This is a genomic window from Flavobacterium sp. (assembly GCF_035292545.1).
GTDB lineage: Bacteria > Bacteroidota > Bacteroidia > Flavobacteriales > Flavobacteriaceae > Flavobacterium.
The window spans coordinates 1-16,869 of sequence record NZ_DATDPV010000069.1; the positions used below are offsets into that span (position 1 = coordinate 1).

Here is a 16,869-nt window from a genome sequence, read left to right on the forward strand (position 1 = left end):
GGTGAGGGTGCCTTGCAATTTGCCTTGTCACAAGGTTTTAAAAAAGAAAATTTATTAGTAGAAGAATCCGAAAAGGAATGGAAAGAATGGCTGAAAACAAGCAATTATAAGTCTGATGCCAATATCGAAAATCATGATACAATAGGAATGATTGCGCTTGACTCACATGGTAATCTATCAGGAGCCTGCACTACTAGCGGATTGGCTTATAAAATGCACGGGCGGGTAGGAGATTCTCCAATTATTGGAGCGGGATTGTATGTGGATAACGAAATTGGAGCTGCAACAGCGACCGGACATGGTGAAGAAGTAATTCGAATTTCTGGCTGCCATTTGGTTGTCGAATTGATGCGTCAGGGAAAATCACCCCAAAAAGCCTGTGAAGAAGCCGTAAATAGAATAGTAAAACTGACCAAAATCAGAAATAAAAACCTGAAAGACATTCAAGTTGGTTTTATTGCCTTGAATAAAAAAGGGGAATATGGTGCTTATTGTGTTCAAAGAGGTTTCAATTTTGCCATTAATGATGCGGAAGGAAATCGATTAATTGATTCGGATTATTATTCAAAAAAATAAAAAAGCCCTGAGAACTCAAGACTTTTTATTGATTTTTTTTAATGAGTTCTATCAATGATTCAATATTTATTCGGTTTTATTAAAAGCTAAGTAGTCCTAACAATTAATGTTTTCTCCTGAGTACTCTTGTCGCCTCCTATGACGCAAGGTTTTTTAGCAGTACAACTTTGCAGGATAAATCCGAGAATTAAAAACATACAAACAGATTTAAATTTAAAATATTTAAGGCTCATGATTTTTAGATTTAAATTAATAATCAGTAAACCATAGATTAATAGTTTAGAATAGATTTGGGAAATAAAAACAAATTACCAGTATTTTTTTATTGTAACATGCTGATATACAAAGATATGAAAAACGATAGGAATCTAAAAATAAACTGCCATTCAATTCTCATTACTTCAGTTAAAAAATAATTGCTAAATCTTCTGAAATATTTATTAAAATGAATACTATCAATGGCAGTAATTGATTGATTTTTAAATCTGCTTTTGTAGGATAATTTTCTTTTGTAGTCCGTTAATACTATCACAATTGTGATGATCCGTAAGTTATTTCATATATTATAAGTCATCTTTGGCAAAGTGGAAATGAATTCACTATAATTAACCTACTAATTATGATATTAAAAAAAACAACAGCAATCATAGCCATGCTATCGATTGTCTTCATGTCAGCGTGTAGCGAAGATCAGGACACTAGTGCGGCTTCTGCAGAGAATGCGACTTTGAATAAGTCGGTTAGTCTGAAGGAAGAAAGTGCTGGTCTGAATCAAAGAAGTGGTGAATTATCAGGGGTGAATTTAGGGCTAGCAGGCGATTTCGTGATTCTTTCCAAATCGGGGATTACTGATGTTTTTCAATCTGCCATTACCGGAGATGTTGGAACAAGTCCAATTACCGGTGCAGCAATTTTGCTTGAATGTGTTGAAGTGACGGGAACAATATACACCGTTGATGCTGCTGGTCCGGCTTGTAAAATAACCAATTCCACCAGATTAACTTCTGCTGTGGGTGATATGCAAACGGCTTATACTGATCTTGCCGGAAGAATTAATCCGGATTTCGTGAATTTAGGTGCCGGAGATATTGGAGGTCAAACACTTACTCCTGGTTTGTATAAATGGACAAGTGCGCTTCTTATTCCAACAGATATCAGTATTTCAGGCGGACCGGATGATATCTGGATATTTCAGGTTGATGGCACACTTGATATGAGTTCTGGAGTGAATATTACATTGACTAATGGTGCACAGGCAAAAAACATTTATTGGCAGGTAGCTGACGCGGTAACCTTGGGAACGACCAGTCATTTCGAAGGAAATATATTGGGAGCGACAGGGATTAATTTAAAGACTGGCGCGTCAATAAACGGAAGAATGTTGGCTCAAACTGCGGTAACGCTTCAAATGAATACGGTTAAAAAACCACAATAAGCAACAAGCTTTTTGCAGATTTGAATAATTTATTTACACAAAAATGCCTCAGTCCAATTATTTGGAGTGAGGCATTTTTCATTTTTATATAATTTAAAGAAATTTAAAACAATCCACCATTTAATTCTGCATCAATACGATTTAAAATTACGCCTAAATCTTCAGGATTGTCCACGAAATTAATGTTGTCTACATCTATAATGAGTAGTTTTCCTTTGTTATAAGTATGAATCCAAGCTTCATAACGTTCGTTCAAACGACTTAAATAATCAATACTAATCGTGTTTTCATATTCGCGTCCACGTTTGTGAATCTGGTTTACTAAATTCGGGATGGAACTTCTTAGATAAATCAATAAATCAGGACCTTCGACCATGTTTTCCATTAATTCAAACAACGAAGTATAATTCTGAAAATCACGATTGGTCATTAAACCCATCGCATGAAGATTGGGTGCAAAAATATGTGCATCTTCATAAATCGTTCGATCCTGAATGATTTTCTTTCCACTTTCGCGAATTTGCAATACCTGACGAAAACGACTGTTCAGGAAATAAATTTGTAAATTAAAGGACCAACGTTCCATCTGATGATAAAAATCATCCAAATAAGGATTGTCCACCACATCTTCATAATGCGGTTCCCATTTGAAATGTTTTGCTAATAAACGTGTCAATGTTGTTTTTCCTGCGCCGATGTTTCCTGCTACTGCTATGTGCATTATGGTATTGTGATTTTATAATTCGTAATTCCTGTTGTGGTAAAAATAGATAAAATTTGGTCTTTGTAGTAGAAATTTTTAAATGATTTCTCAACATTCACAATTGTGTAAATAACATTCTTCTGCAAATCCTGAAGGTGTAATTTCCCGTCTTTGGAAAAAAGGACAATTTGTTTGGTAACAGGTTGAATTTGATCAAAATCAGAGACTTTTCCTAAAGCAGTCACTTTCCCAAAAATATCGCAGGTAAACCAGTTCATTTTTTCATCAATCCATTGAAAAGTATTAAAATCGGATTCATAGTATTTTATGTTTCCTTGAAAAGAAGGTGTTATCGGTTGCAATGTGTTTTTCAAATAATCAAAAAGACCAATGTGTTGCGACAAACTGTTGTAAATCCAAAGTCGGTTCTGAGAAGAAATCCCAACGGCAGCAACCATTATAGGAAGATCATTTTCTGAAAAATTTATTTTCTGGACTTCATTCAATTGATTGTCCAGCATAATAACCGTGTTGAAATTTTCATAAAATAAGACCATCTGCAATGGATTTTGCAAATCGACACGAGTAATTTTACCTAATGAAAGATTTTTATATTCCCATAATTTATCATTCTTTCTCTTAAAAAAAACATCGTTTTTGATATAATAAAAACTCCCTAATCCATCAAAACCTGCAAAAGCATCTGCATCGATTTCATAAGCCGAAACAGGCGAAACGGTCAGTTTTTGTTCTTGTGCTAATCCCAAAGCCAATTGCATCATAAAAAAAAGGAGTAGTAATCCTTTACTTCTGTAATTGATGAACGGTTTTTTGGATTTGTAAATTCTTAATTTCATAGAAAGCTAATTTACAATTAAACTTTTTACTATTAGGAGGGTCTTACTCTTTTATTTAACAAAACATTTGTAACAAAAACACTTCCGATTCGTCATATTTGCTACGTCTTAATTAAAATCAATTAGTCATGAAAAAAATAATTTTCTCTTTTGTATTTATAACCGCTTCTTTTTTACAATTGCACGCTCAGGAATTCCAAGGAATGGCAGTTTACGAATCCAAAACCAGTACCTCCGATTTTAAAACCCGAATGGCCGGCAACAAAGACATGACGCCGGATATGCAGAAAATGATTGAGGAAAGAATGAAAACAATGTTCGAAAAAACATTTATTCTGAATTTCAATAAATCAGCTTCTATTTATAAAGAAGAAGAAAAATTAGATGCTCCGGGACAAAGTGGTGGCGGAATGAGAATGATGAGCTCCATGATGGGCGGTGGTGGAACGCATTATAAAAACGTAAAAGAAAAGCTATACACTGTTGATAAAGAATTCATGGGAAAAGAGTTTTTAGTAAAAGATTCCTTACCTAAATTAGAATGGAAAATGGAAAGTGAAACCAAACTAATTGGTGGTTACACTTGTTTCAAAGCTACGGCTGTCCGTCCGGTAAGTCAATCGGATTTCAGAAACTTCCGAGCTAAAAAGGAAGAAGATAAAAAAGATGCGGCAAAAAAAGAGGATGCAACAAAGAAAACCAATTTTATGGATGAATTCGAGTTGCCAAAAGAAATCACTATTACTGCATGGTACACACCAGAAATTCCGGTGAACCAAGGACCGGAAAATTATTGGGGTTTGCCAGGATTGATTCTTGAAGTCAATGATGGTAAAACAATTATTTTGTGTTCTAAAATTGTATTGAATGCTAAAGAAAAAGTAGAAATCAAAGCACCAACAAACGGCAAAGTGATTTCTCAAAAAGAATATGACGAAACTGTGGTCAAAAAAATGAAGGAAATGCAGGAAATGAATCAGGGACGTGGCGGAAACGGTGGTATGCAGATAAGAATGGGGAATTAATTTTTAATTTAAGAATTAAGTTTAAGATTAAAATTTCGTCATTATCAAGCACCCATCAATGAAAAAAACATTACTGATTACTTTATTTTTTATTACTTCAATTTCCTTTTCGCAGAACATTAAATTCGAAGGTTTTATCCAGGATAATGCCAATAAACCGTTGGAAATGGCCAATGTAATGGCGGTTAATATTGGTACAAAAGCCATGGATTCTTACGGAATTACGAATGACAAAGGAAAATTTCAATTGAATTTAAAACCCAATTCGACTTATTCTATCAAAGTAAGTTACCTCGGAATGCAATCCAAAGAGATTACCGTAACCACACAAACCGAGAATATTACCCAAAAAATAACCTTGGAATCAGGAGGAATAGAATTGGAAGGCGTTGAAATTGTCCGTGAAATGCCGGTTTCCATCAAAGGAGATACGATTGTTTATAACGCCGATTCATTCAAATCAGGAACCGAACGGAAACTCGAAGACATCCTGAAAAAACTTCCCGGAGTTGAGGTAAATGCCGATGGAGAAATTGAAGTAGAAGGAAAAAAAGTGTCCAAATTAATGGTCGAAGGCAAAGATTTCTTTGATGGCGATACCAAATTAGGGGTAAAAAATATTCCTGCCGATGCGATTGATAAAGTGCAAGTGCTCAGGAATTTCAACGATGTCAGCGCTTTAAAAGGACTCGAAAACGGAGATGAAAATATCGCCATGAACATCAAACTCAAAAAAGGAAAGAAAAACTTCTGGTTTGGGGATATGAATGCCGGAATTGGAATCGCTCATGAAGATACCCGATATGTTATCAATCCAAAATTGTTTTATTACAGTCCAAAATACAGCATCAATGTGATTGGGAATTTCAATAATATAGGAGAAATGCCTTTTACCATTCAGGATTATTTCAAATTCACCGGTGGATTCAGAAGCATGATGAAAAAAGGAGGGACAAACTTTAATGTTTCTTCCAATGATTTGGGAATTTCATTAATGAGAAACAATCGTGCCAAGGAAATAGAAACCCAGTTTGGCGCGACTAATTTTTCATATAACGTCAATAAAGCCTGGAGTTTAAGTGGTTTTGCTATTGTGTCTTCAACACTAACAGACTTGGAGACCGCATCTCAAAATAGCCGAACAGACGAAATTAAAGATGCTAACGGAGCGGTTGTAAACACCTTGACAACCAATCAAAATACGCAGGAAGTTACGCATCAAAAAAGTAATTTAGGGCTTTTCAAATTGAGTTCCAGTTACAAACCCAATACAAAATTGCAGTTCGATTATGATATTTTATTAAAAACGTCCAAACAGGATGAAGACAATAATTTGCTTTCGCAATCCACTACGACAGATACAAATGGTTCCGCGCCAATAAATAGTAATCAGGACATTCAGACACTCAAACAACAAGATCCGATTTCGTTAAACCAAAATCTGAGTTTGTATTACACCAAAAACGATAAGAATGTATTTGCTTTCGAAATGCAAAATTTATATCAGGATGAAGATCCGTTTTATAATGCCAATTTAGCCGAAAATCCATTTCCGATTTTAGGATTGCAAGATGAGAATCGATTTAACATCAATCAGAACCGTTTTGTCAAAACCAACAAAACCGATGTGAAGTTTGATTATTATTACATGCTTACGCCAAAAAGCAACATCAATGTAACCTTTGGAGACACCTATTCTTATCAGAATTTCAATTCCCATATTTTTCAGATTTTGGATAATGGAAATGCCAATGATTTAAACGATGCCGACAAAAACAATCAGGTTCGTTACAGTTTTAATGATGTGTTTTTGGGATTGCATTACAAATTTATAACCGGAAAGTTTACCTTTAATCCGGGTTTCAGCGTGCATAAATACAACACGTTCAACGAACAATCAGCAACTAAAGCTAAAGATGATTTCTATCGTGTTCTGCCGGATGTTTACGCTTTGTATCAAATAAAAAAAGCCGAAACATTGACATATAATTATTCCATCACGAATGATTTTACCGATATCAATAAATTGGCGGAAGGCTATACCTTCACGAATTACAACTCTTTATTCAGAGGAAACAGAACCTTGGAAAATGCTTTGGCGCAAAGCCATTCGCTGCGTTATTTCAAATACAACATGTTTAATTTCGAAAACATTTTTGCCAATATCAATTATACCAGACGCATCGATGCCGTGAAATCAAAAGCGCAATTTGTGGGGATCAATCAATTTTCGACTCCTTATAATTCTAATTTTGCTGACGAAACCCTATCCGGAGCCGCCAGTTACGGCAGATCATTTGCGAAAAACTATAAAGCATCCGTGAATTTGGGGCTGCTTTGGTCGAAATTCAATAACATTCGTATCAATCCGTTTAATAGTGCCGAAGTTTTGGAAACTACCGAATCCTTTACGAAAAGCTACACCGCAAAATTATCCACCAATTACAAAAACTTACCCAATCTTGAAGTGGGATATAATTTGAGCATCAATGATTATAACGGAACCACTTTTTATACCGAAAAACCATTCGCCAAATTGGATTATTATTTCCTGAAAAGCTTCTCTTTTGTGGCCGAATATGAATTCTATCATTATACCAACAACACCAAAACAGTGGATAACGAATATGATTTCCTAAGCGCCAGTTTGATTTACCAAAAGAAAGACAGCAAATTGGAATACAAAGTCAGCGCTACGAATTTGTTGAATACGACCTCATTAAATGATGATAGTTTCACGCAATTTTCAACCCGAACTTCCCAATACACGGTGCAGCCAAGGTATTTGATTTTATCGTTGAAGTATAATTTGTAGCTATTCCCGCTATCCGCTATATCTTTTGCTTTTTAAAGAAAAAAGCAAAAGGATGCCGCTGCTATCAGGGCTAAAAAAAAACCTGTTCGCCGCGGCGAACAGGTTTTTTTTATATCTAAGGAATTGATTAATTACAATCCAAAAGCCGTTTTCACTTGATCCACGAAATCTAATTTCTCCCAAGTAAACAATTCAACCGTAACGGTTTTTTCGTTTCCGCCCGGAGCATTAAAAGTTTTAGTTACCGTTTCTGATTTACGTCCCATATGTCCGTAAGCTGCAGTTTCACTGTAGATTGGGTTTCTTAATTTCAAACGTTGCTCGATAAAATAAGGGCGCATATCAAAAATAGCTTCCACTTTTTTAGCGATTTCACCGTTAGTCAGATTCACTTTCGAAGTTCCGTAGGTTTCAACAAAAATCCCCATAGGTTTCGCAACACCAATAGCATACGAAACTTGTACTAAAATTTCATCAGCAACTCCGGCAGCAACCAGGTTTTTAGCGATATGACGTGTAGCATAAGCCGCACTTCTATCCACTTTACTCGGGTCTTTTCCAGAGAAAGCACCACCACCGTGAGCTCCTTTTCCACCGTAAGTATCCACAATGATTTTTCTTCCAGTCAAACCAGTATCTCCGTGAGGTCCACCAATTACGAATTTCCCTGTTGGATTAATATGGTACGTGATTTTGTCATTGAACAAATGTGCATATTGCGGATTGCTCTTGATGATTCTAGGAATCAAAATCCCAACCAAATCCGATTTGATTTTAGCCAACATCACAGCTTCTTCATCAAAATCGTCATGTTGAGTAGAGATTACAATCGCATCAATACGTACTGGTTTATTATTGTCGTCATATTCTAAAGTCACTTGTGATTTAGCATCCGGACGCAAATATTTTATTTCGTTGTTTTCACGACGTAAAACAGCTAATTCCTGTAATAATTTATGAGATAAATCCAAAGCCAAAGGCATGAAATCTTCGGTTTCGTTGGTAGCATAACCAAACATCATTCCTTGGTCACCGGCACCTTGATCTTCCGGATTGGCTCTTTCAACACCTTGATTAATGTCACCTGATTGTTCGTGAATAGCAGATAAAACGCCACAAGAATTGGCCTCAAACATATATTCGCTCTTCGTGTAACCAATTTTTTTGATGACATCACGAGCAATTTGCTGCACATCTAAATATGTTTTTGATTTTACTTCCCCAGCAAGAAATACCTGACCGGTTGTAACCAAAGTTTCACATGCCACTTTTGACTGAGGGTCAAAGGCTAAGAAATTATCAATTAATGCATCCGAAATTTGATCTGCAATTTTATCCGGATGTCCTTCACTCACAGATTCTGACGTAAATAAATAAGCCATAATAATATAGTTTTTTTAAATTAAGCGAGGATGAAATAATTGCAGGGGAAATACTAAAGGAGAGTTTCTGCTTTAGCATTTTTTTAACGAGGTTGCAATCAGTTCAAATTTTTCCTCTAATATCGATTGCAAATGTATGAAACGATTTTGATTTGCAAATTAAACTTCACTTTTTTTTATGGTTTTAAAATTAAATACTTTTTTTGAATTATGGAATTGTTTGTAAAAGGGTAAATGCGCAGGGTTTTATTAAATATAATTCAATGTAAAATGTTAAAATTTATTTTTTCGTTTGGTAAATCAAAAAAGAGTTCGGAAGTTTGCACCATCAAATAGAACAAAAAAATGAATTCAATTAAGCGTCATATGTGTTATTTTATGTGGAAATCTTCCGCAGAGGACACTATTGCTTCAATTTAAAATTCAATTTTAAAATATACAGCTAAAGCCTCTGCACACCGCAGAGGCTTTTTTTGTTTAATGCTGATTCATTTCAGTCTTTTTGAGAAAAGAAAAAACAAACATTAACAATGACTGAATTTAAATTCGGTTCAATTAAAACAAGGCTGAAATAAGTTCAGCTAAATGAAAGATGAAAACAATAGCGACTACAAAGATTTTTATGAAACGCCGTATGATGTGCATGTATATGCATATTCAAACTTGCTATTGCCGAAAGCGGAAGATTTAATCTTTGTTATAGTTCAAACTATAAAGTCCTTTTGGTAAACGCTCCAAAAGGACTTTTTTTTATCCAACAATTAAATATTACAAAACATGAAAACACTAAATAAATTTTTAAAAATACTTCAATCGATAACGAAGATTGATTTCAAAAATAAATCAGTAAGACTGCAAAAAAACGAATCATTTACAAACAACTCAGAGTCATTATTGATTCTGATAAATGGAGAAGAAAACGAATTTCTTTTCATATAAATAAAAACAACATTAAAAATAAAATAATCATGAGCACTAAAATAATAAATGTATTTGGATATGTAGCAAACGACAATCAATTCATCGTAAAAGCACAAGATTTCAATATAAGAATCAATAATAACACAGCGAATGGAAATTCAGAAACGCCAAATCCACTCGAATATTTGTTAGCCGGTTTTGCAGGTTCTGTGAATGCCATTGGGCAAATAGTAGCCAAGGAATTGGGTATTGAATTGAAATCGTTACAGGTAGAAATTTCCGGGACTTTAGTCGATAAAAATGAGAAAACCAAAAAAGGCAGAGCAGGTTTCAAATCAATCGAAATTGTGGTAAAGCCAAGTTCAGATGCGCCTTTAGCACTTTTGAAAGAATGGATTGACACCGTAAAAGAAAGATGTCCGGTTCGTGATACTTTATTAAATGCCACACCGGTTTTGCTGACTTTGATTAAAGAATATGCACCGCCAGAATCCATTTAAACACTAAAATTGGTTGTTTATCAGACTGTTTTTGACCATTGACTTTTAGTCAAAAAACAGTCTTTTTAAAATATTTAGAATGAAAAAATTAGAAAAAATAATACTCTCCCATTTTGTAACAGAGAACGGAAAAATCCTAAAAGGGTTTCCTCTTTTCTTTCAGGTTTTTGGGCAGCCTATCGGAAAAGCACCGATAGTATTGGTCAATCACGCGCTTACCGGAAACTCAGAAGTTACTGGAGAAAATGGTTGGTGGAAAGAATTAATCGGAGCCAATCAAACCATAGATGCAAATGAATTTACGATAATAGCGTTCAATATTCCCGGAAATGGATTTGATGGCGTGAAGGAAAATCTGATTTATAATTACACCCATTTTACCGCAAGGGATATTGCTAAAATATTCTGGAAAGGATTGCAAGAATTGGGTATCGAAAAACTTTTTGCCGTAATCGGAGGAAGTTTAGGCGGAGGAATTGCCTGGGAAATGGCGGTGCTTAATCCGATAGGTATCGAAAATCTGATTCCGATTGCTTCGGATTGGAAAGCTACTGATTGGGTAATTGCAAACACGTTGGTTCAAGATGAGATTTTGAACAATTCGAATTACCCGATTCCTACTGCAAGAGCACACGCTATGTTATTATACAGAACGCCTCAATCGTTGAAACAAAAATTCGGTCGTCAGAAAAATGAACTGAAAAACATTTTCCAAGTCGAAAGCTGGCTGTTCCATCACGGAGATAAATTGCAAAAACGTTTTCAATTGTCTGCTTACAAAATGATGAATCATCTGATTAAGACGATTGATATTACGAGAAACAGAAAAGATTTTGTGACCGTTGCCAAAGTAATCCAATCCAATATTCACATCATCGCTGTTGATACGGATCATTTTTTTACAGCCGATGAAAATAGAGAAACGTATAAAGATTTGAAAAAAGTAAAGCAAAATGTGTTTTACCACGAAATCAAATCCATTCATGGACACGATGCTTTTTTGATAGAGTACGAACAATTAAATACAATCCTTAACAACCTTTTTATAACAACTAAACAAACCGCATAATGAAAATTTTAAAATTTGGAGGAAAGTCGCTGACTTACGGAAATGGCTTTGAAAAAGCAGTCGAAATTATTTTGGAAAAAGTAAACAATAACGAGAAAATTGCCGTAGTCGTTTCGGCAATCGCCAATGCAACCGATGAATTGGAGCAGATTTTAGACAAAGCCGTAAAAAACGAAGCCTATCTCGAACAACTTAATGCATTCCAAAAATACCAACAATCTCATTTTTTAGTTGATTTATCAGAAGAGTTTCGGCTATTGGAAAAAACCTTTGAAGGCGTAGCTTTATTGGGCGATTATAGCAAAAAGATAAAAGACAATGTGTTGGCGCAAGGCGAAGTGATTTCGGCAAAAGTGGTCACGCAAGCGTTAAAAGATAAAGGCGTGAATGCCAATTTTTCGGACACACGTTTGCTCATCAAAACCGACGGAAAATATGGCGACGCACAACCTTTGGAACAATTGTCAAAAAAGAATGTGATTAATCACTTTAAGCAGAATAATGGAACAACGGTAAATATTGTTACGGGTTTTATAGGTTCAAATGCAACTAATGACACGACAACTTTGGGCAGAAACGGAAGTAATTATACTGCTTCCTTAATTGCCAATTACCTTGATGCTGAAGAATTGCAAAACTACACCCACGTGGATGGGATTTATACCGCCAATCCTGATTTGGTTTTTGACGCTAAAAAAATTGATCAATTGTCTTTTAATGAAGCCAATGAATTAGCCAATTTCGGAGCAACCATTCTTCATGCCAAAACCATTATTCCCTTATTGGAAAAAAATATCCCGCTTCGGATTTTAAATACTTTCAATCATGAAAATAAAGGGACATTAATCACTTCGACTGCCGATTCAGCAGGCATAAAATCACTTTCCGTTTTAGAAAATGTGTCTTTGGTTAATCTCGAAGGGCGCGGACTTTTAGGTAAAACTGGAGTCGATGCCCGTATTTTTAAAGTGATGGGAGACAACGATATCAGCGTCAGCATTATTTCGCAAGGATCATCCGAAAGAGGAATTGGGATTGTGGTGGCTGCCGATAAAGCATCAAAAGCAATTATTGAATTAGAAAAAGAATTCGAAAATGATTTCTATTCCAAAGATGTCAACAAGATTTCGGTAACCGATAATGTTTCAGTGATTTCTATTATCGGACAGGATTTAAGCACGTTTCATAAACCGTACACGGCACTTATCAAAAACAAAATCGTCCCAATTCTTTTCAATAACACGGTGACAGGCAAAAACGTGAGTTTGGTGGTGAATAAATCCCAACTTCATAAAGCATTGAACGTCATTCATGGAGAGATTTTCGGAGTTTCAAAGAAGATCAATATTGCAATTTTTGGACATGGTTTAGTGGGCGGAACACTAATCAATCAAATCTTAACTTCCGCCGAAAATATCGAAAAGCGGAAAGATATTAAACTCAATGTTTTTGCCATTGCCAATTCTAAGAAAGTCCTTTTCAACAAAAACGGAATCACTCCGGATTGGGAAACCGAAATCCAAAACAACGGCATTCCCTATACCCTTGAAGATGTTATCGCTTACGCCAATGAGCATCATCTTGAAAATTTAATTGCCATCGATAATACCGCAAGTAGCACGTTTGTCGAAAATTATATTCCACTGGCAGAAAATAGTTTCGATTTAATTTCTTCCAACAAAGTAGCCAACACTTTAAGCTACAGTTTCTACAAAAAAATAAGAAAAACACTTACGGATAATCAGAAGAATTATTTGTATGAAACCAATGTTGGTGCAGGTCTTCCTCTTATTGATACTATCAAATTATTGCATCATTCCGGTGAAAATATCACTAAAATAAAAGGGGTTTTTTCAGGAACTTTAAGTTATTTATTCAATCATTTTTCTGCGGAAGGCCGACCTTTTAGTCAAGTGCTGCAAGAAGCCATCGATAAAGGTTTTACGGAACCCGATCCAAGAGAAGACTTATGCGGGAATGATGTCGGTAGAAAATTGTTAATTTTAGCCAGAGAGTTAGACCTTCAAAATGAATTCGAGGAAGTCAAAATTCAAAATCTTATTCCCGAAAATTTAAGAACAGGAGATAAAGCCGAATTTTTAAACCAATTAACTGAACTGGATGCTTTATATGCAACCATAAAACAAAACCAAAAACCCAATCATGTCTTGCGATATATCGGAGAATTATCAGGAGATTTACAACAAGACAGAGGAAATTTAGAAGTAAAATTAGTTTCTGTTCCCCAAGATACCGCTTTAGGACAACTCAAAGGCTCCGATTCCTTTTTTGAAATTTATACCGAATCCTATGGTGACAGACCCATCGTAATTCAAGGGGCAGGAGCAGGTTCGGCAGTAACGGCAAGAGGTGTTTTTGGAGATATTTTGAGATTATCGGAAAAAGGATAAAAAAACAAACAACATGAAAATAACATTAAACAGAATCAACGAAAATTATCATTTTCAATTAAAAAACGAAAGAGGTCACATTGTCGAATTAGACAGCAGAACCGAATTTGGAGGCAATGATTTAGCGTCAAGTCCAATGGAATTGCTACTCATGGGAGTTGCCGGATGTAGCGCCATAGATGTCATTTCGATACTCAAAAAACAACGTCAGGAAATCAGTTCCTATAAAGCGGAAGTGGAGGGCATCCGGGAACAAATACAAGACGCCAAGCCATTCAAAGAAATCACGGTAACCATTTTTTTAGAAGGGAATATCAACGAAGAAAAAGCCGTAAAAGCGGCCCAACTTTCCTTCGAAAAATATTGTTCCGTTTCCAAAACATTGGAGCCAACAGCAAAAATTAATTATAAAGTAGTTCTGAATAATAAAGAAGTAGGCACAAGCCAATAGGCAGTTCCAATAACTTTAAACCTTAAACTTTAAACAAAAAAACATGAACGAAACCCAATTTGGATTTGAAACCCAAGCCATACGAACACAATTAGAACGATCACAATATCAAGAGCATTCGGTACCATTATACCTAACCTCCAGTTTTGTTTTTGAAGATGCCGAAGATATGCGCGCTTCTTTCTCCGAAGAAAAAGAAAAGAACATTTATAGTCGTTTCAGCAATCCAAACACGAATGAGTTTGTCGATAAAATCTGCCAAATGGAAGGAGCCCAAGCCGGTTATGCCTTCGCCACCGGAATGGCAGCAGTCTATTCCACCTTTGCGGCCTTACTGAATTCGGGAGATCATATCGTTTCGGCAAGCAGTGTTTTTGGTTCTACACATACGTTGTTTACAAAGTATTTCCCGAAATGGAACATTCAAACTTCGTATTTCAATATTAACGAACCCGAAACTATCGAAAAATATATCCAATCCAATACCAAAATTCTGTATGCCGAATCTCCAACGAATCCTGCAGTAGATATTTTAGATTTAGAATATTTAGGTAAAATTGCCAAAAAACACAACTTGATTTTAATCATCGACAACTGTTTTGCTACGCCATATATCCAAAATCCAATCCAATTCGGAGCCGATTTAGTCATCCATTCCGCCACCAAATTAATTGACGGTCAAGGACGAGTGCTCGGCGGAATAACCGTAGGACGGGAAGATTTAATCCGCGAAATCTATCTGTTTTCCAGAAATACTGGGCCCTCATTATCGCCTTTCAACGCCTGGGTGTTGTCAAAAAGCCTCGAGACATTAGCCGTCAGAGTAGAAAAGCATTGCGAAAATGCACTGAAGGTTGCCGAGTTTTTAGAAAATCATCCCAATGTGCAACGCGTAAAATATCCTTTTCTAAAATCGCATCCACAATATGAAATCGCGAAAAAACAAATGCGTCTGGGCGGAAACGTAGTCGCTTTCGAAATCAAAGGCGGAATCGAAACCGGACGAAAATTTTTAGACCAAATCAAACTCTGTTCCCTGTCGGCAAATTTGGGAGACACCCGTACCATAGTCACGCATCCCGCCTCAACGACTCACAGTAAATTAACTGTCGAAGAACGATTGGCAGTAAGTATAACCGATGGATTGGTGCGCGTTTCTGTAGGTTTGGAAACCGTAAATGATGTCATTAACGATTTAAAACAGGCTTTGGATAATTCCTTAAAAGTAGTTTAAACGGAAATAATATTTATAAAAACGACTTATTTTAGAATATAAATCTAGCAAACTATCAAAATAAGTCAAAAAACAGAAAATATTTCATAATGTAATTTTTATTATTACATTTGCAGTGTTCATACACACACTGATTTGTTATCACGAAAGGCAGAGGGATTAGACCCAATGAAGCCTTAGCAACCCTTTATCCGTAAAGAAGGTGCTACATTCTACCAAGCAATTGGATAGATAACGACAGAATACTTCCACAGTATTCCTTCTACTTTTCCTGATAGCATATCGATATTTTTTTGAAGCAAATGGCTTGGGCATTTTTATCCATCCTATTCCCGCTGTCCGTTATATCTTTTGTTCTGAACCACAGAACAAAAGGATATCACTGCCATCGGGGCTAAAAAATAAATGTATTGAACTTTTGTAAAATTTTTTAAAAAACAAAAATGTCAAAAATTCAGGAAGCTATAAAAAACCGAATCCTTATCCTCGACGGAGCCATGGGAACCATGTTGCAACGCTACAATTTTTCCGAAGAAGATTTTCGCGGCCAGCGTTTCAAGGATTTTCCACATTCACTAAAAGGCAATAACGATTTGCTGTCGCTAACCCAGCCGCAAGCCATTCGCGATATTCACGCCCAATATTTCGAAGCAGGTGCCGATATTGTAGAAACCAATACTTTCTCTGGCACCACCATCGGAATGGCAGATTACCATCTCGAAGAACTGGTTTACGAATTAAACTATGAATCGGCACGAATAGCCCGAGAAGTAGCCGACGAATTTACCACCAAAAACCCCAATAAACCCCGTTTTGTAGCCGGTTCTATCGGGCCAACGAACCGGACCGCAAGCATGTCACCCGACGTAAACGACCCAGGGTACCGCGCCGTCACTTTTGATGATTTACGAATGGCCTACAAGCAACAAGTAGAAGCCTTATTAGATGGCGGTAGCGATATTCTGTTAGTGGAAACCATTTTCGACACGCTCAATGCCAAAGCCGCCTTGTTCGCCATCGAAGAAGTAAAAGAAGAAAGAAATATCGATATTCCAATCATGGTTTCAGGAACCATTACCGATGCATCCGGAAGAACTTTGTCAGGACAAACTGTCGAAGCATTCCTGATTTCCATTTCGCACATCCCATTATTGAGCGTTGGTTTCAATTGCGCTTTAGGTGCCGACCAGTTAAAACCTTATTTAAAACAATTGGCACACAACACTTCCTTTAATGTTTCGGCACATCCCAATGCAGGATTGCCCAATGCATTCGGACAATACGACCAAACCCCGGAAGAAATGCAAGCCTTAATCAGAGATTATTTAAAAGACAATTTAATCAATATCATCGGCGGTTGTTGCGGCACCAATCCCGACCACATCCGATTAATTGCAGAAGTTGCAAAAGAATTCAAACCACGTTCCGTTACCACCGTAGAGATGCACCGCAGTGCATCTCCTATATCAAACCAAACCGTACAGGATTAA

The 16,869-nt window shown here is 36.2% G+C and carries 13 protein-coding genes and 1 riboswitch; of the genes, 10 read left to right on the forward strand and 3 right to left on the reverse strand.

What is annotated here, in order from left to right; all coding sequences use genetic code 11:
- A partial coding sequence (locus VI621_RS11670; RefSeq protein ID WP_324218570.1) for an isoaspartyl peptidase/L-asparaginase occupies window positions 1-576 on the forward strand: 576 nt, incomplete at its 5' end.
- A 619-nt stretch (window positions 577-1,195) separates the two neighbouring features.
- Entirely contained in the window at window positions 1,196-2,011 is an 816-nt protein-coding gene (locus VI621_RS11675) for an ice-binding protein (protein ID WP_324218571.1), read from the forward strand.
- A gap of 103 nt (window positions 2,012-2,114) precedes the next feature.
- Here the strand turns inward: VI621_RS11675 and VI621_RS11680 are convergent, their stop codons facing one another.
- The gene (locus tag VI621_RS11680; RefSeq protein WP_324218572.1) at window positions 2,115-2,732 is read right to left on the reverse strand and encodes a deoxynucleoside kinase; all 618 of its coding nucleotides are present in this window, start codon (window positions 2,730-2,732) and stop codon (window positions 2,115-2,117) included.
- Window positions 2,732-3,571 (reverse strand): hypothetical protein, encoded by an 840-nt coding sequence (locus VI621_RS11685; RefSeq protein WP_324218573.1) that lies wholly within the window; start codon window positions 3,569-3,571, stop codon window positions 2,732-2,734. Before VI621_RS11685 ends, VI621_RS11680 begins: the two co-directional genes overlap by 1 nt.
- Window positions 3,572-3,699: 128 nt before the next feature.
- Between VI621_RS11685 and VI621_RS11690 the strand changes: the two genes are divergently transcribed.
- Window positions 3,700-4,596 carry a GLPGLI family protein gene (locus tag VI621_RS11690; protein ID WP_324218574.1) on the forward strand — a complete coding sequence of 299 codons (897 nt, stop codon included), beginning with the start codon at window positions 3,700-3,702 and terminating at the stop codon, window positions 4,594-4,596.
- A 58-nt stretch (window positions 4,597-4,654) separates the two neighbouring features.
- Window positions 4,655-7,411, forward strand: coding sequence for a carboxypeptidase-like regulatory domain-containing protein (locus VI621_RS11695; RefSeq protein WP_324218575.1), 2,757 nt, complete (start codon window positions 4,655-4,657; stop codon window positions 7,409-7,411).
- A 131-nt stretch (window positions 7,412-7,542) separates the two neighbouring features.
- Here the strand turns inward: VI621_RS11695 and metK are convergent, their stop codons facing one another.
- A complete protein-coding gene (gene metK, locus VI621_RS11700; protein ID WP_324218576.1) occupies window positions 7,543-8,793 on the reverse strand; it encodes a methionine adenosyltransferase in 1,251 nt (416 codons plus the stop codon).
- A gap of 968 nt (window positions 8,794-9,761) precedes the next feature.
- Between metK and VI621_RS11705 the strand changes: the two genes are divergently transcribed.
- The 6 genes from VI621_RS11705 (at window position 9,762) to VI621_RS11730 (ending at window position 16,869) form a co-directional block, all read left to right on the forward strand.
- A complete protein-coding gene (locus VI621_RS11705) occupies window positions 9,762-10,214 on the forward strand; it encodes an OsmC family protein (RefSeq protein ID WP_324218577.1) in 453 nt (150 codons plus the stop codon).
- Window positions 10,215-10,293: 79 nt separating this feature from the next.
- A complete protein-coding gene (locus VI621_RS11710) occupies window positions 10,294-11,283 on the forward strand; it encodes an alpha/beta fold hydrolase (protein WP_324218578.1) in 990 nt (329 codons plus the stop codon).
- The gene (gene thrA, locus VI621_RS11715) at window positions 11,283-13,694 is read left to right on the forward strand and encodes a bifunctional aspartate kinase/homoserine dehydrogenase I (RefSeq protein ID WP_324218579.1); all 2,412 of its coding nucleotides are present in this window, start codon (window positions 11,283-11,285) and stop codon (window positions 13,692-13,694) included. The genes VI621_RS11710 and thrA overlap by 1 nt, the downstream gene beginning before the upstream one ends.
- Before the next feature lie 13 nt (window positions 13,695-13,707).
- Window positions 13,708-14,145 (forward strand): OsmC family protein, encoded by a 438-nt coding sequence (locus tag VI621_RS11720; RefSeq protein WP_324218580.1) that lies wholly within the window; start codon window positions 13,708-13,710, stop codon window positions 14,143-14,145.
- Window positions 14,146-14,188: 43 nt separating this feature from the next.
- Window positions 14,189-15,379: a trans-sulfuration enzyme family protein gene (locus VI621_RS11725; RefSeq protein ID WP_324218581.1), complete on the forward strand. Its 1,191-nt coding sequence runs from the start codon at window positions 14,189-14,191 to the stop codon at window positions 15,377-15,379.
- Window positions 15,380-15,514: 135 nt separating this feature from the next.
- Window positions 15,515-15,617, forward strand: a riboswitch (SAM riboswitch).
- Between the two features lie 205 nt (window positions 15,618-15,822).
- Window positions 15,823-16,869, forward strand: coding sequence for a homocysteine S-methyltransferase family protein (locus VI621_RS11730; protein ID WP_324218582.1), 1,047 nt, complete (start codon window positions 15,823-15,825; stop codon window positions 16,867-16,869).